This is a genomic window from Enterobacter sp. PTB (assembly GCF_051130085.1).
Classification (GTDB): Bacteria; Pseudomonadota; Gammaproteobacteria; order Enterobacterales; family Enterobacteriaceae; genus Enterobacter; species Enterobacter ludwigii.
The window spans coordinates 37,518-58,641 of sequence record NZ_JBDKEE010000027.1 but is presented as its reverse complement, the minus strand read 5'-3'; the positions used below and the strand labels follow the sequence as shown (position 1 = coordinate 58,641).

At 45.8% G+C, this 21,124-nt stretch carries 19 protein-coding genes and 11 pseudogenes; 22 read left to right on the top strand and 8 right to left on the bottom strand.

Annotated features, from left to right (window positions below; genetic code table 11):
* Nucleotides 1–246 precede the first annotated feature (246 nt).
* The 3 genes and pseudogenes from AAIR21_RS23335 to AAIR21_RS23325 all read left to right on the top strand — a co-directional run bounded on the left by AAIR21_RS23335 (nucleotide 247) and on the right by AAIR21_RS23325 (nucleotide 1,765).
* Nucleotides 247–552, top strand: a complete 306-nt coding sequence (locus tag AAIR21_RS23335) for a hypothetical protein (RefSeq protein ID WP_126488231.1) — start codon at nucleotides 247–249, stop codon at nucleotides 550–552.
* Nucleotides 553–560: 8 nt separating this feature from the next.
* Nucleotides 561–1,079, top strand: coding sequence for a hypothetical protein (locus tag AAIR21_RS23330; RefSeq protein ID WP_020882321.1), 519 nt, complete (start codon nucleotides 561–563; stop codon nucleotides 1,077–1,079).
* 394 nt (nucleotides 1,080–1,473) lie between these two features.
* Nucleotides 1,474–1,765, top strand: a pseudogene (locus AAIR21_RS23325) (YciI family protein).
* A gap of 13 nt (nucleotides 1,766–1,778) precedes the next feature.
* Here AAIR21_RS23325 and AAIR21_RS23320 read toward each other — a convergent pair.
* A pseudogene (locus AAIR21_RS23320) lies at nucleotides 1,779–1,878 on the bottom strand (DUF933 domain-containing protein); the annotation flags it as partial.
* Between AAIR21_RS23320 and AAIR21_RS23315 the strand changes: the two are divergent.
* Together AAIR21_RS23315 and AAIR21_RS23310 are read left to right on the top strand one after the other, a co-directional pair.
* A pseudogene (locus AAIR21_RS23315) lies at nucleotides 1,875–2,754 on the top strand (RHS repeat domain-containing protein); the annotation flags it as partial. The pseudogenes AAIR21_RS23320 and AAIR21_RS23315 sit on opposite strands and share 4 nt — an antisense overlap.
* Before the next feature lie 402 nt (nucleotides 2,755–3,156).
* Nucleotides 3,157–3,903 carry a macro domain-containing protein gene (locus AAIR21_RS23310; RefSeq protein ID WP_020882326.1) on the top strand — a complete coding sequence of 249 codons (747 nt, stop codon included), beginning with the start codon at nucleotides 3,157–3,159 and terminating at the stop codon, nucleotides 3,901–3,903.
* 511 nt (nucleotides 3,904–4,414) lie between these two features.
* Here AAIR21_RS23310 and AAIR21_RS23305 read toward each other — a convergent pair.
* Nucleotides 4,415–4,519: pseudogene (locus AAIR21_RS23305) on the bottom strand (DUF933 domain-containing protein); the annotation flags it as partial.
* 111 nt (nucleotides 4,520–4,630) lie between these two features.
* Here AAIR21_RS23305 and AAIR21_RS23300 point away from each other — a divergent pair.
* The 7 genes and pseudogenes from AAIR21_RS23300 to AAIR21_RS23270 all read left to right on the top strand — a co-directional run.
* Nucleotides 4,631–5,073: pseudogene (locus tag AAIR21_RS23300) on the top strand (RHS repeat-associated core domain-containing protein); the annotation flags it as partial.
* Between the two features lie 350 nt (nucleotides 5,074–5,423).
* Complete coding sequence (locus AAIR21_RS23295; protein ID WP_020882329.1) at nucleotides 5,424–5,780, top strand: hypothetical protein; 357 nt, start codon at nucleotides 5,424–5,426, stop codon at nucleotides 5,778–5,780.
* 107 nt (nucleotides 5,781–5,887) lie between these two features.
* Nucleotides 5,888–6,694, top strand: a pseudogene (locus AAIR21_RS23290) (RHS repeat domain-containing protein); the annotation flags it as partial.
* 369 nt (nucleotides 6,695–7,063) lie between these two features.
* Nucleotides 7,064–7,534: an Imm26 family immunity protein gene (locus AAIR21_RS23285; RefSeq protein WP_020882331.1), complete on the top strand. Its 471-nt coding sequence runs from the start codon at nucleotides 7,064–7,066 to the stop codon at nucleotides 7,532–7,534.
* A 159-nt stretch (nucleotides 7,535–7,693) separates the two neighbouring features.
* Nucleotides 7,694–8,116: pseudogene (locus tag AAIR21_RS23280) on the top strand (DUF6386 family protein).
* Nucleotides 8,117–8,402: 286 nt separating this feature from the next.
* Nucleotides 8,403–8,759 carry a hypothetical protein gene (locus AAIR21_RS23275; RefSeq protein ID WP_007949666.1) on the top strand — a complete coding sequence of 119 codons (357 nt, stop codon included), beginning with the start codon at nucleotides 8,403–8,405 and terminating at the stop codon, nucleotides 8,757–8,759.
* Between the two features lie 222 nt (nucleotides 8,760–8,981).
* Nucleotides 8,982–9,275 (top strand): YciI family protein, encoded by a 294-nt coding sequence (locus tag AAIR21_RS23270; protein WP_020882332.1) that lies wholly within the window; start codon nucleotides 8,982–8,984, stop codon nucleotides 9,273–9,275.
* 19 nt (nucleotides 9,276–9,294) lie between these two features.
* Here the strand turns inward: AAIR21_RS23270 and AAIR21_RS23265 are convergent.
* Nucleotides 9,295–9,378: pseudogene (locus tag AAIR21_RS23265) on the bottom strand (DUF933 domain-containing protein); the annotation flags it as partial.
* Here AAIR21_RS23265 and AAIR21_RS23260 point away from each other — a divergent pair.
* From AAIR21_RS23260 to comJ, 3 genes and pseudogenes are all read left to right on the top strand, one after another.
* Nucleotides 9,374–10,261 (top strand): annotated as a pseudogene (locus AAIR21_RS23260) (RHS repeat-associated core domain-containing protein); the annotation flags it as partial. The pseudogenes AAIR21_RS23265 and AAIR21_RS23260 overlap by 5 nt on opposite strands.
* A 50-nt stretch (nucleotides 10,262–10,311) precedes the next feature.
* Nucleotides 10,312–10,743 carry an immunity 26/phosphotriesterase HocA family protein gene (locus AAIR21_RS23255; protein ID WP_020882334.1) on the top strand — a complete coding sequence of 144 codons (432 nt, stop codon included), beginning with the start codon at nucleotides 10,312–10,314 and terminating at the stop codon, nucleotides 10,741–10,743.
* Nucleotides 10,744–10,884: 141 nt separating this feature from the next.
* Nucleotides 10,885–11,367 (top strand): competence protein ComJ, encoded by a 483-nt coding sequence (gene comJ / locus AAIR21_RS23250; RefSeq protein WP_020882335.1) that lies wholly within the window; start codon nucleotides 10,885–10,887, stop codon nucleotides 11,365–11,367.
* Between the two features lie 75 nt (nucleotides 11,368–11,442).
* Here the strand turns inward: comJ and AAIR21_RS23245 are convergent.
* Nucleotides 11,443–11,865 (bottom strand): annotated as a pseudogene (locus tag AAIR21_RS23245) (DUF933 domain-containing protein); the annotation flags it as partial.
* Here AAIR21_RS23245 and AAIR21_RS23240 point away from each other — a divergent pair.
* The 5 genes and pseudogenes from AAIR21_RS23240 to AAIR21_RS23220 all read left to right on the top strand — a co-directional run.
* A pseudogene (locus tag AAIR21_RS23240) lies at nucleotides 11,855–13,025 on the top strand (RHS repeat domain-containing protein); the annotation flags it as partial. The pseudogenes AAIR21_RS23245 and AAIR21_RS23240 overlap by 11 nt on opposite strands.
* Nucleotides 13,022–13,504 carry a hypothetical protein gene (locus AAIR21_RS23235; protein WP_020882338.1) on the top strand — a complete coding sequence of 161 codons (483 nt, stop codon included), beginning with the start codon at nucleotides 13,022–13,024 and terminating at the stop codon, nucleotides 13,502–13,504. The pseudogene AAIR21_RS23240 and the gene AAIR21_RS23235, both read left to right, overlap by 4 nt.
* Nucleotides 13,505–13,605: 101 nt before the next feature.
* Entirely contained in the window at nucleotides 13,606–13,986 is a 381-nt protein-coding gene (locus AAIR21_RS23230; protein ID WP_032669729.1) for a hypothetical protein, read from the top strand.
* A 16-nt stretch (nucleotides 13,987–14,002) separates the two neighbouring features.
* Nucleotides 14,003–14,203 carry a hypothetical protein gene (locus tag AAIR21_RS23225; protein ID WP_020882339.1) on the top strand — a complete coding sequence of 67 codons (201 nt, stop codon included), beginning with the start codon at nucleotides 14,003–14,005 and terminating at the stop codon, nucleotides 14,201–14,203.
* 270 nt (nucleotides 14,204–14,473) lie between these two features.
* Nucleotides 14,474–14,767, top strand: coding sequence for a YciI family protein (locus AAIR21_RS23220; RefSeq protein WP_014170518.1), 294 nt, complete (start codon nucleotides 14,474–14,476; stop codon nucleotides 14,765–14,767).
* A gap of 55 nt (nucleotides 14,768–14,822) precedes the next feature.
* Here AAIR21_RS23220 and ychF read toward each other — a convergent pair whose 3' ends face one another.
* The gene (gene ychF, locus AAIR21_RS23215) at nucleotides 14,823–15,917 is read right to left on the bottom strand and encodes a redox-regulated ATPase YchF (protein WP_014170508.1); all 1,095 of its coding nucleotides are present in this window, start codon (nucleotides 15,915–15,917) and stop codon (nucleotides 14,823–14,825) included.
* A 126-nt stretch (nucleotides 15,918–16,043) separates the two neighbouring features.
* Nucleotides 16,044–16,628, bottom strand: a complete 585-nt coding sequence (gene pth / locus AAIR21_RS23210; RefSeq protein WP_006175913.1) for an aminoacyl-tRNA hydrolase — start codon at nucleotides 16,626–16,628, stop codon at nucleotides 16,044–16,046.
* Nucleotides 16,629–16,902: 274 nt separating this feature from the next.
* Here pth and ychH point away from each other — a divergent pair, with 274 nt between their 5' ends.
* Together ychH and AAIR21_RS23200 are read left to right on the top strand one after the other, a co-directional pair.
* Entirely contained in the window at nucleotides 16,903–17,178 is a 276-nt protein-coding gene (gene ychH, locus AAIR21_RS23205) for a stress-induced protein YchH (protein ID WP_014170506.1), read from the top strand.
* Between the two features lie 123 nt (nucleotides 17,179–17,301).
* On the top strand, nucleotides 17,302–18,360 hold the full coding sequence (locus tag AAIR21_RS23200; protein ID WP_020882341.1) for a MerR family transcriptional regulator: 1,059 nt from the start codon (nucleotides 17,302–17,304) through the stop codon (nucleotides 18,358–18,360).
* On the opposite strand, the gene dauA is transcribed toward AAIR21_RS23200, so the two are convergent.
* Nucleotides 18,346–20,025: a C4-dicarboxylic acid transporter DauA gene (gene dauA, locus AAIR21_RS23195; protein ID WP_020882342.1), complete on the bottom strand. Its 1,680-nt coding sequence runs from the start codon at nucleotides 20,023–20,025 to the stop codon at nucleotides 18,346–18,348. The genes AAIR21_RS23200 and dauA overlap by 15 nt on opposite strands.
* Before the next feature lie 124 nt (nucleotides 20,026–20,149).
* Nucleotides 20,150–21,097 carry a ribose-phosphate diphosphokinase gene (gene prs / locus AAIR21_RS23190; protein ID WP_003856663.1) on the bottom strand — a complete coding sequence of 316 codons (948 nt, stop codon included), beginning with the start codon at nucleotides 21,095–21,097 and terminating at the stop codon, nucleotides 20,150–20,152.
* Nucleotides 21,098–21,124 lie beyond the last annotated feature (27 nt).

The following is a 21,124-nucleotide window of genomic DNA, read 5'->3' as shown; positions in this document are numbered from 1 at the left end:
AGCGGCAATCAAAATAAAACGGTGAAAAAAGGTTATATCCAGCGGCGTTGACAATAGGGCTATATGGCGGGTTAAATCTTTACAGCTATGCTCCTAATCCATTAGGTTGAATAGCTCCGCTGGGTCTATGCAAGAGAGGGGATCCCAATGCAACTGAATCTATATTTAGGGTTCAAGCGGGAATTCCACCAAATGCAAGTCGGGTCAGAATCAAATTAGATTCTGCTAATAACCCCAAAATTCAGCGTGGACCACTTAAATAGTGGAACCTTAAATATCAGTATTGGAGATAGCTCACATGCTCAGCATTTCCTTGATATTAGAGGTGGTAATGCAGAAATTGTCTCCTTTCAACTTCCTAAGTGGATGGCGGATTTCATAGAAGAAAGTGCAATACCTCAGGCCGTTTATCGTACTAATCCGTTAAATCAAGGTTGGTTAGCTCCTAAGCGTGTCGATCCGACAACGCCAGGTAGATCGTATGAATTACCATCAATGTGGGCAGAATGGCTTGAAGAAGTAGCGATTCCAGGCTCGGGGAATGTAAAATAGGTTACTATATGAATGTTAATAAAGATGATGAACTCCTTGTAATAGTGAAGAACGAAGGAAGATTTTACTGGTTCGTTGCCTTTAAAGAAATGTGGGTTTTGGACAGAGTTAGATGGGTAGACGATTTTGTGAAAAACGGGGTGGAAATTAACTTACAGGATATCCATAAAGAAAGATATGACATACCAGTAGTAAATGAAGAAAACGTACAAATATTCATTGATAACTTAATTAAAGAGGGTTATTTATACGATAAGGATGATATGTCTGTGGCGTTTTACAATAGGCTTTCAGAAAAAACAACATGGTGGGATATATATGATCTAATGCCGGATTTATTTATAGACTTTGATAGTAAGCGACTATATTCTGAATGTGTTGAGAATATGCATTATCACAAATATGTTCCTGATGGATGGTTAGGTGAACTTGTTGATTTCTGCAGTGATGGAACCTTACCTCAAGATGAAATATTCTGGATAAAAAATGAAACAGATTATAGAAGCATTGTGATCGTTAAACGGTAAAAATATACTTTCGGCATATCATTATTAGACTATGCAATGTTAGATTCAACACGTTAATTAGTCTTTGTATTAAATGAACAAAAGCCGTTACCAGCCGTTTTGACAAACTTCAATGCACTGTGTGACAAAGTATATTTATCTGCACCTCCCCAAGGGACTTTTTTATTGCTTAACATTCACTCTTCCAAGGTAAGTCATCATTGTCTGTAGTTATGCGGTAAAAAAACGGCTGGCATGATTGGTTTTTCATATGATGCATAACGTATTTTCCCAATCCGGACCCGCGTATTAAGATTAAAATACACATAAACGTTATAACAATACCGGGTGGCAAAAGAGGAGCTGCATAAACAGTTCCAACAATCGGCGTAAAAACCTAACTGAGAGGCAAAGGATGAGCACGGTTTACATAGTTATTTTAACCTATATAAAACCACTCGAAGAGATTGACGCAGCGATACCTGCTCATGTTGAGTGGCTTAAAAAAGGATACGTAGAGGGGGGGCCTGACGTCCGGTAGACGGATCCCAAGAAACGGTGGTGTCATTCTCCCTAAGTGTGAGAGTCTTGCCTCTCATGAAGAACGCTTATGCGAGGATCCTTTTCAGAGGTTAAAACTTGCGACTGCCGAAATCATTCCTTTTGAACCCAGTATGAAGACAGAACTCCTGGAAAATGTGTTTTGACCCCGTAAGGAAATCAAACGTTAAACAAGAGTTCATCACATCGCCATCTTTAACGATGTAATCTTTGCCTTCCGCACGCATCTTGCCTGCTTCTTCGCGCCTTGTTCACCTTGCTCTCAATAAGCTGTCGGTTTCAGATTTTAGCCGCGACGAACTTCACCATGGGACCAGCCGCACCCAGGGGCTGCTGACTACCCGCAGCGAGTACGACCGTCTTGGTCAACTGCATCGCCGGAACGTCTTTACCGGCAATGCCCAGCGTCCGGCACCGCGATGCGGGTATCGCCGCTGGGATTATGACTACCGTAATAACCTGATACCTGAATAGCGGGACGATAACCCGTTCAGCTGGTACCGCTGGCAGTACGACAGCGCCGAGCGTTTGCTTGTTCAGGACGGCACGCTGCCCGGCAAGGAGCAGTGGCGCTGGGATGCTGCCGGTAACTCGCTGGAAGATTCTGCTGAGAAGGTCACGCACAACAGCCTGACGCAGGTCAGCTTCCGCTACGATCCACTCGGTCGCAGCATCAGCAAAATGCGACGCCAGATGCTGGGCGGACAGCCAACCGGCAAGCCAGTCAGCACCCGGTTTGTCTGGGAAGGGTTCCGTCTGCTGCAGGAAGTGCACGGGGACGTGCCGCTGACATGTGTCTACAGCGATCAGGACAGCTAGGACCCGCTGGCGCGCATTGACGGCGTGGAAGCACCGGAGATCTTCTGTTTCCACTGTCAGCCGAACGGCACGCCGGAGCGGATGACGGATATCGAAGGGCAGGTGCGCTGGGAAGGGGTGAACAGCGTCTGGGGCAAGCTGCTGCGGGAAAGCGAGAAGCAGGTATCAGGATATTCCCAGAACCTGCGGATGCAGGGGCAATACCTGGACCGTGAGACAGGGCTACACTACAATCTGTTCCGGTATTACGACCCGGACTGCGGGCGGTTTACGCAGCAGGACACATAGGGCTAGTGGGAGGATAAACCTTTACCCGTAGGCGCCGAATGCGATTGGGTGGAGTTGACTTCTTACACATTGATTCATGATACAGCCGAAGAAGAGATGAAAGATATCACGAAGAGTGGTGTAATAAGACCTTCAACAGGAGATATACTTGTCCGCTTCGAGGATGGACAATACTTCATTAATATCATACCTGAAATGATTGGCGGACTAACACTTCAAAGATATTGATGCAATTGTGAAAATGTTACTAGGCCAATTAGAAGTTGATAGATATGGTAATGCAAGAAAATTAAAAGGAATAAGCCATTTTGCCGAAATAGCTGCTATTGGCTTAGATGGTAATTGAATCACGAGAAAATACACTTTTGGTCTTGTATATAAAAGATTTTGATGATTCTAAAAGAATTGTTAAAAGAGGGAGGGATTGTAGTTGGAGAAAAAATATTTTAAAGGAAACGTTGATTTTATCTCTGGGCAAGGGTGCATTCTTAGTGAATTTATAGGAGATGTCGCGACACGTCAAATAAATATTGTTGATGGTGAGTATTATGCTTCTTCCTCTTTGTTAGATAAAAACGAACAAGTAGGTTTCCTGCTTTATGATGGTAAGAAAAGCGACTTAGACTTAAGTGACTCTGAAGAGATTTCAAATGAAAAATTTGAAAGTGTCTGGATGGATTCACTCGATTCATTTAAAGAAAAAAACCGAATAAAGTATTTATCCGGAGATGCTGTAAAGTGTTTGAACAAATCCACAGTTATTGCTCACATTGTAAATAACAAAGGCAAATGGGGGAAGGGATTTGTTTTGTCTCTTTCGAAAAAATATCCAGCTTCGAAGAAAAACTATCACAACAATTTTAAAGATAATGGCGTTCCAGAATTAGGTAAGGTAGATTTTGTTATGGTTGATGATCAAAAAAGGATATTTGTTGCTAATATGTTTGCACAGGATGGGATCAAGAAAAACAACAATGATAATAATCAATATGTATGCTATGAATTCTTAGATATTTGTCTCGCAAAATTGTCTGACTTTGCGTTGATGAATCGTCTTTCAGTACAAATGCCAAGAATAGGAGCTGGCCTTGGTGGTGGTGATTGGAGTATTATAGAGTCATTAATATTAAAAAATATTTGTTATAAGATGATTGATTGTACTGTATTGACTTTATAATTTTAAGTTAAATTTAGATACGGTTTTTTAGTAAGGCTTATTTGCTGCTCTAAAATAAATGCATTATTGACATAGGCAAGGACTTTAGTATGCAAATATCTATAATAAATACTATTGAAAAGGAAACGATTTACACGATAACAAGAACTATATCGAGGCTTTGAGCAATAACAACAAGTCCAGAAAGCGCTATCTTAGCTGAAGGGTGCATTGGAACTTGCCAACTGGATATTTGTATGCATGTACAGCCCTTACTTCGATCTCGCGGAGTATGATAAGGCGAAGAAATGGGGAGAGACCACATTACGCAAACGTCGAACGAATATAGGCACTGCGCCATTGATCGACCTCGTAACGGACCGTACCGAGTGGAATTATTCGAGGAAGCGAATAAATATTTTAACGATGCTTATGTTTATGGAAAACAGCGTGCTTTTCAGGATCGGCCTAAAAATACCTTAAGTTCTCTATGCGCAAGAGGGTATAAGATAGTTAACTTATAGAATTTACAATTTAAACAATAGGTTAACACTATGCCATCTTTAACGATGTAGTCTTTCCCTTCCGCACGAACCTCGTCTGCTTCTTTTGCACCTTGCTCTCGATTAGCGGTTAGTATACTCACGACGTACTCCACCGTGAGACCAGCCTTACGCAGGGCTGCTGACCATCCGTAGCGAGTAAGATTGGCTGACACAGCTGAATGGTATTCGCTGGCGTAAAGCTAACCGGTAAGCCCGTCACCACCCGGTTTGCTTGAGAGGGGTTCCGCCTGCTGCAGGAAGTGCGGGGAATGTGCCGTTGACCTATGTCTACAGCGATCAGGAGAGCTACGATCCGCTGGCGCGTATTGATGGCGTTGCTGACCTGAGATTTCCTGGTTCTACTGCCATCCTAACGGCATGCCGGAGCGAATGATGGATAGTGAAGGGCAGGTGCGCTGGAGAGGGGGAGACAACGCCTGGTGCAAGTTGCTGCGAAAAGGCGAGACGCAGATATCATGTTATTCCCAGGAGCTGAGTATGCAGGGGCAATACCTGTAACGTGAGACAGGACTGCACTACAATCTGTTCCGTTATTACGATCCGGACTGCGGGCGGTTTACTCAGTCGCACCCGATAGGGCTGGCGGGGGGGAAACCTTTACCAGTATGCACCGATGTGGATAGGTCATTATAGATTAAGTGTTTATGAAATTGGAAGCTATCCTTATTTGAGAGATATAGTTAATGATGGCCACACTGGACTTGATGCTCATTATTGGGTGCGAAATTTATTTTGAAAAAATATTTTTGAAGTTTATAATCTTAAACGCTGAAGAAACATATCGGCATTAATAAAAGTTTGGGAAGAGGTGTAGTTTGCATGGATTCTATAAAAAACAATTAACAACTAATTATCTGTAGGCAATTAACAACACTTTTCCGCATTGTTAATTTCTACTAATTCACTAACAAATGCTAGTCTCATTGCAATGACATTTGTTTTTAATATGGCTTGTTCTTATATCGGTAAACACATATGGTAAAGCAGGATTTAATCGATCAGTTGGATAAAATTGAACAACTAGTGCACAAATCTTTACCTGCTGAATATAAGCGATTTATGGTTGAGAATGTTAGAGACACTGACTCTTATGAGATTAAAAGAGCGAATGGTGAACATTTATATGTATTCAATTGTTTCGATTTACTTGAAAGAAATATTACATACACAATTCAAGAGGTTGAACCTGAATTTTTATTGATTGGTCAAGATGGCGATCTAGGGTATTTCCTTAATTTGTGTAGAGGTACTGATGAGGTTTATTCTTTAGAACTTGGTGCGTTAGGAAGCTTGGATATGATTAAAGAAAGTAATACTATATTTATGTTATAAGAGTTCCTGATTCAATTATGGACTACTTGTTTAATATCAATAAAAATCAACGCCAAAGCGTGCATTTCTTTTGTTCAAAAAAAATTAAACGTTAAACAAGAAGTTCAGCACTTCACCATCTGAACGATATAATCCTACCCTTCGGCAAGAACCTTGTCTGCTTCTTTTGCGCCTTGCTCTCGATTAGCGGTGAGTATACTCGCGACGTACTCCACCGTGAGATCAGCCGTACGCAAGGCTTCTGACCACCCGCAGCGAGTACGATCGCATGGGCCAACTGTATAGCCGGGACGTCTTTGTCGGCAATGCCCGTCGCCAGCGCCGCTGTCATGCAGCAGATAACCCGCTCGAAGATTCTGCTAAGTAGTAGGTCGTTAATAATTGTAAGACGCAACTGAATGGCATTCGCTGGCGTAAACGCGATACCAGATGCTGGATGGCAACTGGCAAGCTAGTCACTTCCTGGTTTGCCTGGGAAGGGTTCCTCCTGCTGCAGGTGGTGCATGGGGATGTGCGGCTCACCTATGTCTATAGCGATCAGGACAGCAACGATCCGCTGGTACGAATTGACGGCGTAGATACCCCGGAGATCTTCTGGTTCCATTGCCAGCCTAACGGCATGCCCGAGCGGACGTCGGATAGCGAAGTGCAGGTGCGCTGGGAAGGGGTTAACAGCGCGTGGGGAAAGCAGTTGCGGGAAGCTGAGACGCAGGTATCACGATTTTCTCAGAACCTGCACATGCAGGGGCAATACCTGGACTGTGAGACCGGGCTGCATACAATCTGTTCCGGTATTACGATCCGGACAGCGGGCGGTTTACGCAAAAGGGGCCGATATGGCTGGTGGGGCGATAAACCTTTACCCGTATGCGCCGAATGCGCTGGGGTGGGTGGATCCTGTTGGTTTAACCGTTTGCAAAAACGGATGCCCTAAACGATCAATGAGAAACATGTCTTTTGCTGAGTGGATTAAAAGAAAAAAGTGGAAATAATACCCATGTGTATTTAAGATATAAAGATGTCAGACCTATCTATGTAGGGATCACTAAGGATGTAGATATCCGTGCTGTACAGCTTGGTGGCTTGGTGAAATGTTCGATAAAATAGTTAGAATTACTGAAGAACTGTTAAATTGCGGTCATGCGTGGATCAGAGAACCAGAAATTATTCACAATAATCCCCACTTTTAAAATTCTATCAATAGCATAAGTCCGACAAGAAAGTTATACTCGGATGCTATTATGTGTGGCGGAAATTGGCTTAAATAATAGGGTTAATGGAAAATGGTCGATAGACTTACTATAGTGCCAGCAAAAGAAAATCAAAAAAAATGGCCTAAAGAAGGCGATGTTTTTTACTTTCAGTTAAATGATGGTCGGTTAGGCTATGGCATGGTCTCTTTGGGTAAAATAGATGTCGGCCCGTTCAAGAATGCCATAGTTATATATATATATAACTATTTTACATCTTCGCTTCAAGAAGATGCTGTATTGGCAAAAGATAATTTGCTGCTGTCGCCAATTATTACTGATAATTCATGTTGGAAAAACGGTTATTTCGTAACGTTTAAAACTATCGACATGCGTGAAGTGGATGTCTTACCTCAACATTATTTTAAAAACCCTGTTAGAAATAAAATATATGATCATCATGGCGTGGAAGTAGACTCGCCGATTGAGAATATACTAATAGGTGAAGAGTCGATTCAATTCTATAAAAGCGTTGTAAAATCTATAGAAAGTATAATTAACTAATATGCAGGTCGGTGAGTAGTTTGTGTTTTTCGGTCTTTTATTTTTACCGCAGCATGTTATGATGATTAGCTTATAAAAAACATATTGTTATATTTTTGAGTGCCAGGTGGGCTTATACCTATTTTTAACCTAATCCCTTCATTTATTACTTGATAATTTATAACTATAGAAACCGATACTGCCGTATTAGTTATTTATGATTTGATGCTATTAAAGCATAGAATTAATGAGGATGTAGATTGGTGCAGTCTACCAAAAGATGAAGAAATAAAAATGCAATATGTTATCTCCAATCTTGGTGGTGACGGAACCTATAATGTCAATATTAGATACGATGTTGGTGAGTATACAGTTGCATAATTCTTAAGCGTATCTTCTGGGAAAGTTTTCATCGGGGAGGGGGAGAATGTTACGGGCGGCGCCCTTGATCCTGATGACTCCGAAGCTATGTCAGATGAGTTTATTACTTTAGAACCTGGTAATTATGAAGTTAAATATACAAAACAAGGCGCGGATGTTCTCATTTTCTTTACAAAAGCAGCGTTTACTGAAAATGCATTAGAAGAGGGTATTTATCTCTAAATACTGATAAATCACCGGCTATTAAATGGGTAGAATGGAGAACTGAATAAACTAAATATAAAAGTATTTGAGTCTGCTGATAATGAATGGGCTAAATTTGTAATTCAGGGTAGAGCCAATACACTTGCACATAGTTATGATGCTGTAAGTGAGCCAATGTTAGCAAACCCTGGTGCTGTAAAAAAAGGGGGAAAGGCTAAGCCCATAGGTTCACAGCTTGCTATTTTCTTAAATAAAGCTGCAACCGTGTTTGATCGTTACAAAGTAAAAAAAGGTGTAAAGGGCAATGAATATTATCGATGGTATCCAATTTAATGATTCAAATGAAAGTGTTGTTTTTAATTACTATAGTTGGATTGAGTTAATTAAAGCGATCATTGTTAAATATGCGAATGAAACAGAGAGTGAGGCTGAACGAATAGTATTAGCCTCTCCACTTGTTCGTTTTACGGAAAATGATTACATGTCTATTGCTTTGCGCTGTCATGAAAGTGAATATCATTGGGCAATGTTAATTGCTTATGGTGATCAATATTGGACAACAGGAGTTTCTCCAAATGAACCTGACGGATACTTCGAGTGGGAAAAGGAATACAAGGAAAAAAATAAACTGGCAGAAGAAAACTTTATTTTTAGTGATTAAGTGAAATAAAAAGCTTAAAAATAAAGAGCTTACCAGTTTGTATCGTATGTTATGGCATTATTATGGTGAAGCGTAAGATAATATCTCATAGTGATCCCTTTTAAGATTAAAATTTCCGCTAAAAATTATAACGTGATCTTATGGCATAAGAGGAAATGTTTCTTTAGGTCCAACGAACGACTTAATTATTACTTAGAGAAAAACCTAACGGAAAGGCAAAGGATGAGCACGGTTTACATAGTTATTTTGACCTTTATAAAACCACTCGAAGAGATTGACGCAGAGATACCTGCTCATGTTGAGTGGCTTAAAAAGGGATACGCAGAAGGAATTTTCCTGGCGTCCGGTAGACGGATCCCAAGAAACGATGGTGTCATTCTTGCTAAGTGTGAGAGTCTTGCCTCTCTTGAAGAGCGCTTGCGCGAAGATCCTTTTCAGAGGTTAAAGCTTGCGACTGCTGATCTCATTCCTTTTGAACCCAGCATGAAAACAGAACTCCTGGAAAATGTATTTTGACCCTGCAATAAAAAATAAATCAAACGTTAAACAAGAAGTTCATCACATCGCCATCTTTAACAATGTAATCTTTCCCTTCCGCACGCATCTTGCCTGCTTCTTCGCGCCTTGTTCATCCTGCTCTCAATAAGCTGTCGGTCTCAGATTTTAGCCGCGACGAACTTCACCGTGAGATCAGCCGCACCCAGGGGTTGCTGACCACCTGTCCGTCTTAGCCGACTGCATCGCCGCTGGGATTACGACTACCGCAATAATCTGGTGCGGGAAGAGCATGACGATAACCCGTTCAGCTGGTACCGCTGGCAATACGACAGCGCCGGGCGTTTGCTGGTTCAGGACGGTACGCTGCCTGGGCAGGTGCGCAGGGAAGCGGTGAACAGCGCCGGGGCAGGCTGCTGTGGGAAAGCGAGACGCAGGTATCAGGATATTCTCAGAACCTGCGCATGCAGGGGCAATACCTGGACCGTGAGACAGGGCTGCACTACAATCTGTTCCGGTATTACGACCCGGACTGCGGGCGGTTTACGCAGCAGGACCCGATAGGGTTAAATGGCGGGTTAAATCTTTACAGCTATGCTCCTAATCCTATAATCTGGACTGATCCTTTAGGTCTAACACCTTGTAAGGGTTTACCTTCTACACGTAGGGCTGGGGGGACAGGCAAACATTATGATCCTGTAAATGGACAAGGGTTGTATGTGCTACACGATGGAAAGAATATTATCTATGTAGGACGTGGGGATGCACCAACGCGTTTGAATAGCCATGCGAATACACCGGGTAAATCTCATTTGGAACAGCTGACCATATTTGATAATAATTTGACCAAAGCTGAAGCTAAATACTTGGAACAAAGAATTATGGATCTTAATGGTGGAGCTAAGCCAACGAATTCCTTAACAAATCTCCTCAATAAAATCAGATCGTATAGTCCTAATAACCCAAATGCTAGCACATATGATATTGCGGGTCATAGCAGTGATTGAGGTGGAAAAGTATTGAATGATGCGTTATCAATTCTGAAAGGTAATGGCTTATGAAAGTAAAATACAAAGAGGGTGACATCTTTGTCATTCCATTGAGCAATGGGAAATATGCGATTTGTCATATTGTTTTTGCTCCAAGCAAAAAATTTCAGCAAGCCATAGGGTTCTGCATATTATCAATCCAGCAGGCTGAAGAACTTATTGATGGCGATTCATTAACACCGCTAAGTTTTGAAAAGTTTGGCAAAGAGACGAAAATTATCTTTACCGGCAACCAAAATATCAGCAAGGGCGTTTGGAAAATTATTGGTCACACTGATCTTACAGAAGAAAAAAAACAATTGAAAATATTTAATTATGCTGGTGGTTTATATAATGGAGAGGACGAAACCAGGCGGTTAACTGTTGCCGAATACCCTAATTACACAACAATGGGGGTATCAGGGTTTGAGCTTGTCGATAATATCCTGACCAATATTTGAGCATCAGGGGTAGGGTGCTTCCCCTGTCAGATTTCGTATTACCGCCACTCATTAACACCTTAAAAATATCACAGGTATTTTATTTTTGATGGCCTGACCTCACATTATTGGTAGAACGATAATAAAAATCGAGGTAGTGTAATGAATGATAAAAAAATACAAATAGTTGATCTACTGATTTCACATAGTCAAATAGTGTTACGATCCCGAGACTATGACGAAAAGCTGAGTCAGTGGGGAAAGGGTAATGTTTCTCAAGGTGCTGTTCTTCACAAGGATTATGTTATATTCGATCCATTACCAGAGGACGCGTTTGGAGCAAACGTCAATATCAAAATAGAGAATGCTTTCAAATTGGATGAAAATGCTCAGCGCTGTATTGTTGTACCATTTTTCATTACGGATAAACATAAGCTGCAAATCGCTTCTGCAACTGAGAAATTCGATTTAAATATAGATGTGAACGATAAAGTTTATTCACTTTTTTATGAGATTTGTGAAGGCGATGAAATTTACTATAATTTCACTCTTGTACCGGCAAAAGAAGCTGTTGCTGCTAAGTTTTTACTAGATGACCCTTGGGGAGGAATAAAAGACCATCCTCTCAAAGAAGGTATTTTTTAAATTTAATAATATCTGGGAAATTTATATCGGAATAAAAATCCGCGCCTAAGCGTGGATTTTTTCATTCAAAACCAATCAAACGTTAAACAGGAAGTTCATCACATCGCCATCTTTAACGATGTAATCTTTCCCTTCCGCACGCATCTTGCCCGCTTCTTTCGCGCCTTGCTCATCTTTGTAGGTGATGAAGTCTTCAAACGCGATAGTCTGCGCACGAATGAAGCCTTTCTCGAAGTCGGTGTGGATCTTACCGGCTGCCTGAGGCGCAGTCGCACCGACCGGGATGGTCCACGCACGCACTTCTTTTACACCAGCGGTGAAGTAGCTTTGCAGGTTCAGCTGCTCATAGCCCGCGCGGATCACGCGGTTCAGGCCCGGCTCTTCCAGACCCTGCTCGGCCATGGACTCTTCACGGCCGGCGTCGTCCATTTCAGCGGTATCGGATTCCACCGCGGCGCAAACCGCTACCACTACAGAACCTTCACTGCTCGAAGGTTCTGCTGAGAAAGTCACGCACAACTGTCTGACGCAGCTGAACGGCATTCGCTGGCGCTATGATATCCACGGCCGCACCGTGGAGAAGGATAACGGCCAGACCCGCTGGCACTACTGCTACGACGGGGAGCATCGCCTGACGGAAGTGATTAGACAGCCGCGGGACCGCAACAAACCGCAGACGCAGGTCAGCTTCCGCTACGATCCGCTTGGGCGTCAGCTTCCGCTACGATCCGCTTGGGCGACGCATCAGCAAAACGCGACGCCAGATGCTGGGCGGACAGCCAACCGGCAAGCCGGTCACCACCCGGTTTGTCTGGGAAGGGTTCCGTCTGCTGCAGGAGGTGCACGGGGATGTGCCGCTGACCAGTGTCTACAGCGATCAGGACAGTTACGATCCGCTGGCGCGTGTCGATGGCGTTGATTCCCCGGAGATTTTCTGGTTCCACTGCCAGCCCAACGGCACGACGGAGCGGATGACGGATAGCGAAGGGCAGGTGCGCTGGGAAGGGGTGAACAGCGCCTGGGGCAAGCTGCTGCGGGAAAGCGAGACGCAGGTATCAGGATATTCTCAGAACCTGCGCATGCAGGGGCAATACCTGGACCGTGAGACAGGGCTGCACTACAATCTGTTCCGGTATTATGACCCGGACTGCGGAAGATTTACGCAGCAGGACCCGATAGGGCTGGCGGGGGGGATAAACCTTTACCAGTATGCGCCTAATGCGCTGGGGTGGGTGGATCCGTGGGGGTTGAGTCGTAAATGTAAGGATCCATCTAAAGAAGCAACGAAGTGGCAAGGCCCTGGAAATGATGATTATCCCGGTATTGATGTTTATAAGAATAGGAAGCTGAAAAAAGGTACAATTCTTTATGCTCTTTACCCGAATGGGAATCAACAACCCTCATATACTGTGACATTCCCAACAGTCAATCAATATAGAGGCTATCCTTTGGGTTATCATCAAGCGTTACAGGTGAAATTAGATCCTCGATGGCCTGTACGTACGAAATTAAGGGTTTTCTATGTAAGCGAAGACATAGATGTTGCTTACGGTAGAGCTGCAGCCAATAAGTTGTATGGAGATGGGGGAGGACTTCAGTTCTTTATCCCAGAGGAATCGAGACATCTTTTAACCCCAGGAAAGATTTTAGATATATGATAAACTTAAATTTTAATGCGAAAACGGGAAAGCTAATTTTCGATGGTCTAACTTTAGAGATTGATACTGAAGAAGGATTTTGCAACAGTAAACTTTATCACAAACTAAATACGTTTAATGCTGTAAAGAAATACATGCCTTATCACTATCTTATTGATCCGGTGTTTTTTTGCGATAAAGAATTTGAAATTAACATACGGCCAATATGTTTTGGTTTTCCTTTTATGGTTCATCTTGTCGATAAAGATAGTGAATATTATAAATCCCTAAAGGACTGGGATGCGAGAACTAATATTAACATGCTAAATAACTCAGTGAAAAGCTTGTCTGATTGGCTAAGCCTTTCTCTAAATTTAGGGGTTCCTGATATTACGAAAACAGAAATGATTAGATGGGATTATGAATGGGGCCGAATTTCTGTCTCGTATGAGACAAAGTCATTCAACCATGGTATATATATAGTTTGGAATTCAATATAATCAATAACCAAGGTTTGCCTAAATTAAGTTATTGACTAATAACATCATCTATTTACTTTTAATCTTACTTGTTATTATTGGGGTTAAAAGTTATAGAGGAAATGAAAATAACTAATCGACTTAAAATGAAGTTATTAGTCCTCGATGGCATTGACAATGATTTCATAGAGTATGGAAAGGAAATATCATGCCCTGAATGTGACGGGGTAATAGTCTACTCTATCGTAAACTCATATGAGTTTGATACGCTTACTGAAGAGGTAAAAAGCTTTTTGGTTAAGAAAATGAGAGGTGTGAAGCTTGTTAGTGAACATAAGAAATATAGCTACGACGATAGCCAATTAGATGTTTCGAAAAATACATGTTCAAAGTGTTTGAAAGATTTTTCTAGTGTATTAACGTATAAAGAAGTGCAACCAGCACGATACCGGGTATATCTTGTGGGGCTTTTTGAAGGTGATTTGAAAAAGATAAAACTTTAAAAGTTGAGGTTTACCAATGATTGAAAATCTCATTTATTTTAAAGAAAATAACCTGCTTCATTGGGCTAGTGGTGAAAGTAACAGAGTGGTTAGTATGCCATTTTTAGACCATGCAATGGTCGACTCAACACGCCAGTTAGTCTTTGCGTTAAGCGAGTCTAAGCCATTACCAACCGTTTTGACCATCTTCGATGCTCAGGGCGAAAAACTATTTTGATCTGCACCTCCTGAAGGTGCGACTTTCTATTACTTAACATTCAATCTGTCAAAGGAAGTGTTCGTTTTCTGTAGCTATCCAGCAAAACAAAATGGTTGGCATGATTGGTTTTATTCCTGGGATATGAAGCGTAACGCGTTGTCTCAATCGGGCCCTGCATATTAAGATCAAAAGCGCTAAAAAAAATGATAACTATAACCGGTGGCAAAACAGGGACTGTATCAGCAGTTCCAACAAGCGGTTTAAAAAAATAGAGTTAAGAGGCAAAGGATGAGCACGGTTTACATTGTCATTTTGACCTATATAAAACCACTCGATGAAATCGACGCAGCGATACCTGCTCATGTTGAGTGGCTAAAAAAGGGGTATGCAGAGGGGATTTTTCTGGCGTCCGGTAGACGGATCCCAAGAAACGGCGGTGTCATTCTCGCTAAGTGCGAGAGTCTTGCCTCTCTTGAAGAGCGCTTACGCGAGGATCCTTTTCAGAAGTTAAAGCTTGCGACTGTTGAAATCATTCCCTTTGAACCCAGCATGAAAACAGAACTCCTGGAAAATGTGTTTTAACCCCGGAATGAAAAAAATCCACGCCAAAGCGTGGATTTTTTTCATTCAAAATAAATCAAACGTTAAACAGGAAGTTCATCACATCGCCATCTTTAACGATGTAATCTTTCCCTTCCGCACGCATCTTGCCTGCCTCTTTCGCACCTTGCTCACCTTTGTAGGTGATGAAATCTTCAAACGCGATAGTCTGCGCACGAATGAAGCCTTTCTCGAAGTCGGTGTGGATCTTACCGGCCGCCTGAGGCGCAGTCGCACCCACAGGAATGGTCCACGCACGCACTTCTTTCACGCCAGCGGTGAAGTAGGTCTGCAGGTTCAGCAGCTCATAGCCTGCGCGGATCACGCGGTTCAGGCCCGGCTCTTCCAGACCCAGCTCGGCCATGAATTCGTCACGGTCAGCGTCGTCCAGCTCTGCAATGTCGGATTCAACGGCAGCGCAAACCGCTACAACCACTGAACCTTCAGCCGCCGCGATTTCACGCACTTTGTCCAGGTACGGGTTGTTCTCGAAACCGTCTTCGTTAACGTTGGCAATGTACATAGTTGGCTTCAGAGTCAGGAAGCTCAGATATTTGATTGCCGCCTTGTCTTCTTCTGTCAGGTTTTTCAGCGCGCGCAGCATGCCCGCGTTTTCCAGCTGTGGCAGACATTTTTCCAGCGCAGCCAGTTCTGCTTTCGCGTCTTTGTCGCCACCTTTGGCTTTCTTCTGCACGCGGTGAATAGCGCGTTCACAGGTGTCGAGGTCAGACAGTGCAAGCTCGGTGTTGATCACCTCGATGTCGTCAGCCGGATCCACTTTGTTGTTAACGTGGATGATGTTGTCGTTCTCGAAGCAACGGACAACGTGACCAATTGCTTCCGTTTCACGGATGTTGGTCAGGAACTGGTTACCGAGGCCTTCGCCTTTGGATGCACCTTTCACCAGGCCCGCGATGTCCACGAACTCCATGGTGGTCGGCAGAATGCGCTGCGGCTTCACGATTTCCGCGAGCTGGTCCAGACGCGGATCGGGCATTGGCACAACGCCGGTGTTCGGTTCGATGGTACAGAACGGGAAGTTCGCCGCTTCAATACCTGCTTTGGTGAGCGCGTTGAACAGGGTGGATTTGCCCACGTTTGGCAGACCGACGATACCGCATTTGAATCCCATTTCTAAATCACCTTAATATCTTGATAATCAATCCGTTAACGATAACCGATTGATGAAAAGTAAATAACTACGCCTATTATACACGTAACCCGCACCACGCGCGGTAAAAAAGCCGTATCGGGCGGATTATTGCGCTTTGAAAGCGTGTAAGCGGTTTGTCGCTTTGGTTAGGCCATCCTGCAGCCAGATTTCGGTGCAGCGCACCGCTTCGTCGACCGCTTCGTCAATCAGTTTCTGCTCAGAAACCGGCGGTTTACCTAACACAAAACCGACAACTTTGTTTTTATCGCCCGGATGGCCGATTCCCACGCGCAAACGGTGGAAATTGGGGTTATTGCCCAGCTTGCTGATAATGTCTTTCAGACCATTGTGACCGCCATGACCACCGCCCAGTTTGAATTTTGCCACACCGGGGGGCAGGTCCAGCTCATCGTGGGCCACCAGAATTTCATCCGGGTTAATGCGATAAAACGTCGCCATGGCTGCAACAGCTTTGCCGCTCAGGTTCATAAAGGTGGTGGGCACCAGCAGACGGACATCTGCGCCAGCAAGATTGATACGTGAAGTATACCCGTAGAATTTTGGTTCTTCACGCAGGGGAGCACGTAACCGTTCGGCCAGCAGATCAACGTACCAGGCACCGGCATTGTGGCGGGTCGCCGCGTACTCTGCGCCTGGGTTCGCGAGGCCGACAATCAGTTTAATCGTCACGATTCAATTCCTAATGGGTTCCAGATCTGGCGCGTAGTTTACTGTCTGACGCGCCGCTTGACAAAATTCTGCTGCCCGAACCGCGAGATATGAATAATTACTTATCTGAACAATTAGAATTTCAAGCTGTTCAATGTCTTATTTGTAAACTTTTGTCTGGGAGTTATCTGTAAATGTGATCATTCACGCAACTCATAAAAGAGCCGTTGTCTATACTTTACACACAAGGATCAGGGGCTTTTCCCCTTACAACCCAAAGTTCCGGAGGTGACATATGAAACGCAAAAACGCTTCGATACTCGGTAATGTGCTGATGGGGTTGGGACTGTTTGTGATGGTCGCTGGCGTGGGTTATTCAATTTTAAACCAATTGCCGCAGCTTGACCTTCCGCAATACTTCGCGCATGGCGCGGTATTGAGTATCTTCCTTGGTGCAGTGCTATGGCTTGCCGGTGCGCGCGTGAGTGGACATGAAGAAGTCTGCGACAAATACTGGTGGGTGCGCCATTACGATAAGCGCTGCCGCAGGGACCAGCACAAACACAGCTAACGTGCTACGACGAAAGAACACCGAAACGGCTCCTCATGGAGTCGTTTTTTTTTGCATGAAAGGTTGACCCTCACGTAACGTAAGGCTTCAGAGTGGTGCCACTGGCAAAGTAAAGGAGCAGTTATGTTGATTCAGGTGGGTGAACTCGCGAAACGTGCCGGGATCACCGTGCGAACATTGCATCACTATGAGCAAACAGGGTTGTTACTGCCTTCTGCCAGAAGTGCGGCAGGTTACCGGCTGTATAATCTGGCGGATGTGCAACGTCTGCATATGATTCAGGTGCTGGCAAAAGCCGGGCTGGAACTTGCTGAAATCAGGGATTTTCTGAAACAGGAGTCGCTGTCGTTAACCGAATTACTCGATGCGCAAATCAGTTTGCTGGATAAGCAACTGCGCAGCATGCTGACGCTGCGCGAGAGGCTGGTGGAATTGCGTACCGGGCTTACCAACGATGCGGCACCCAATCTGGAATCCTGGCTACAGACTCTGGAGTTAATGAATATGTACGAACGCTGGTTTAGCAAAGAGGAGTTACAGCAGTTGCCGTTTGCCGTACAGAAGGAGGCACTTGCGGATATCTGGTCAGGTCTGGTTGCTGAGGCAAATAACCTGCTGAAGCATAATATCGACGTTTCGGATCCCCGTGCCAGGGATCTGGCGACGCGCTGGATGTCACGCCTGGAGCAGGATACGGCAGGTAAGCCGGAATTTCTCACCCGGCTGAACGAAATGCACAGCGTCGAGCCGCAGATGCGTGAGCAGACGGGTATTACGGCGGAAATGACTGACTATATTACGCGGGCGTTTGCCGAATCGAAGCTTGCCATCTGGGAAAAGTATCTCTCTGCAGAAGAGATGGCCTTTACCCGCGCACACTATTTTGATCGCATGATGGAATGGCCGCCACTGGTAGCGAAATTGCATCAGGCGCAGCGGGAAAACCTTGACCCGTCTTCTGGTGAGGCGCAAATGCTCGCTGAACACTGGCGGGTATTGTTCCAGTCATACGCGGGAACGAATCCTGAAACCCAGCAAAAGTTTCGCGTTGCCATGCAGCAGGAGCCGCATCTGATGAAAGGAACATGGATGACGCCTGCCGTGCTTGCATGGCTCCAGCAGGCGATAGCCGTGATGATGCAGAGACGTTTCTCTGCATCAGGGCATTCACAGATCCGCTAACGCGGCTTCACGGTTGGGATAAAAGGCCAGGCGGCCAGGGATAGGCTGCACGCCCGCGCGCGCCATGGTGCGCAGCGGCTGGAATTCGAGATTACTCACCCGCAGTTCGCAGCCTTCCGGCAGACGCGAAACGAAGCGCTGGAAGGCATCCAGACCACCCGCATCCAGCACCGGCACGGCATCCCATTTCAGCACCACAATGCGTTTGCCCACGATACGGGTTTCCAGTTCGCTGAACAGACCTTCCGCGGCGGCAAAGAACAACGGGCCAATCACACGCAGCACCAGCACATCGTCAGGTACCTCTACGTTAACCGGGGAAAGGCGCGTCATCTGCGCTATACGGCGCATAAACAGCAGGGAGGCCAGCACGATCCCGACGCTGATGGCGATAACCATATCGAACAGCACGGTCAGCGACATACAAATCAGCATCACGATGATGTCGTCTTTCGGTGCGCGACGCAGCAGATTGACCACCTTATGTGCTTCGCTCATGTTCCACGCCACCATCAGCAGCAGGGCAGCCATGGCTGAAAGCGGCAGCCAGGACAGCAGCGGGGCGAGGACCAGCAGGGCGAGGATCACCAGCACCGAGTGGATAACTGCCGATACCGGCGACGTCGCCCCGGCACGTACGTTTGCCGCAGAGCGGGCGATGGCCGCTGTTGCCGTAATACCGCCAAAGAACGGGGCGATGATGTTGCCCAGACCCTGCCCAACCAGTTCGCTGTTGGCTTTATGCTTGGTGCCGGTCATGCCGTCCAGCACGACGGCACAGAGCAGGGATTCAATGGCCCCCAGCATCGCCATTGAGAAGGCCGCGGGCAGAAGGGCGCGCAGGGAGTCCCAGCTTAAGGTGAAGCTGGAACCCGGCATATCCCATGGCAGTACCAGTTGCGGTAACAGTTGAGGAATACCGCTTCCCTGTGAACCGTCAGCGAGAACATAGTGGAACTGAGATCCAATGGTCGCGACGTGGCCACCAAAGAGATTAACGATGGCCATCACCGCACAGCCCAACAGCAGGGCGGGCAGGTGGCCAGGCAGACGAATGCCTAAACGAGGCCAGATAATCAGCGTGCCCAGGGTAACAATCCCGATGGCGGCATCGCCCGGGTTGGCGGTGGGGAGCGCCATAAACAGCGCCCCGACTTTTTGCAGGTAATGTTCAGGGACGTGGGCTATCTGCAGGCCGAGGAAGTCCTTGATCTGCATTGTCCCGATGGTAATGCCAATCCCGGAGGTGAACCCCAGCGTCACGGAAAGGGGGATGTATTCAATCAGCCGGCCAAAACGGGCCAGACCAAACAGGATCAAAAAGACGCCGGACATCAGGGTGGCGACCAGCAGGCCTGCCAGGCCAAACTGCTGAGAAACGGGATAGAGGATCACCACAAATGCGGCTGTCGGGCCGGAAACGCTGAAGCGAGACCCGCCCGTTAGCGCAATCACAATCCCGGCGACGGCCGCCGTGTAAAGCCCATACTGCGGTGCTACGCCGCTGCCAATTGCCAGTGCCATGGCGAGCGGAATGGCAATAATCCCGACGGTGATACCGGCAATAAGGTCACGCATAAAACGTGAAGCGGTGTATTTCTCTTTCCAGCAAGCGTCGATGAGGGCGCGAAAGGGAAGAACATGTGAGGAGGTTACGTGTTTCACAATTATCTCTCATCCGTGTGCGCATCATCTGTCATGTGAATGGCAGGTGAAGGAGGCATTGATCATACAAATAAATATCAGAGACAAAAAAACCCGCCGCAGCGGGTTTTTCGGCCGTGTTCGATTAGTGTTCGAACATTGCTGAGATAGATTCTTCGTTGCTGATACGACGAATCGCTTCGGCCAGCATCCCGGACAGGGTCAAGGTGCGCACGTTTGGCAGCGCTTTGATCTCGTCACTCAGTGGGATGGTATCGCACACCACTACTTCGTCGATAACGGAGTTGCGGAGGTTGTTTACTGCATTGCCGGAGAAGATCGGGTGAGTCGCGTAGGCGAATACGCGCTTGGCACCACGTTCTTTCAGCGCTTCTGCTGCTTTACACAGCGTACCGCCGGTATCGATCATGTCGTCAACCAGCACGCAGTCACGGCCAGCGACGTCACCGATGATGTGCATCACCTGAGAAACGTTAGCGCGTGGACGGCGTTTGTCGATGATTGCCATGTCGGTATCGTTCAGCAGCTTAGCGATAGCACGAGCACGTACCACGCCGCCGATGTCCGGAGAAACCACGATTGGGTTATCCAGATTCAGCTGCAGCATGTCTTCCAGCAGGATTGGGCTACCGAATACGTTATCAACCGGAACGTCGAAGAAGCCCTGGATCTGTTCTGCATGCAGGTCAACGGTCAGAACACGGTCAACGCCAACGCTGGAGAGGAAATCAGCGACAACTTTGGCAGTGATTGGCACACGCGCGGAACGGACACGACGGTCCTGACGAGCATAGCCGAAGTAAGGAATAACAGCAGTGATACGGCCTGCTGAAGCGCGACGCAGGGCGTCGACCATAACAACCAGTTCCATCAGGTTGTCATTTGTTGGAGCACAGGTGGACTGGATGATGAAAATATCACCACCGCGTACATTTTCATTGATTTGTACGCTGACTTCGCCGTCGCTAAAGCGACCTACAGCGGCGTCGCCGAGGGAAGTGTACAGGCGGTTGGCAATACGTTGTGCTAGTTCCGGGGTGGCGTTACCAGCAAAAAGCTTCATATCAGGCACGAGAAGAACCTCAGGCATGCGTCCAGT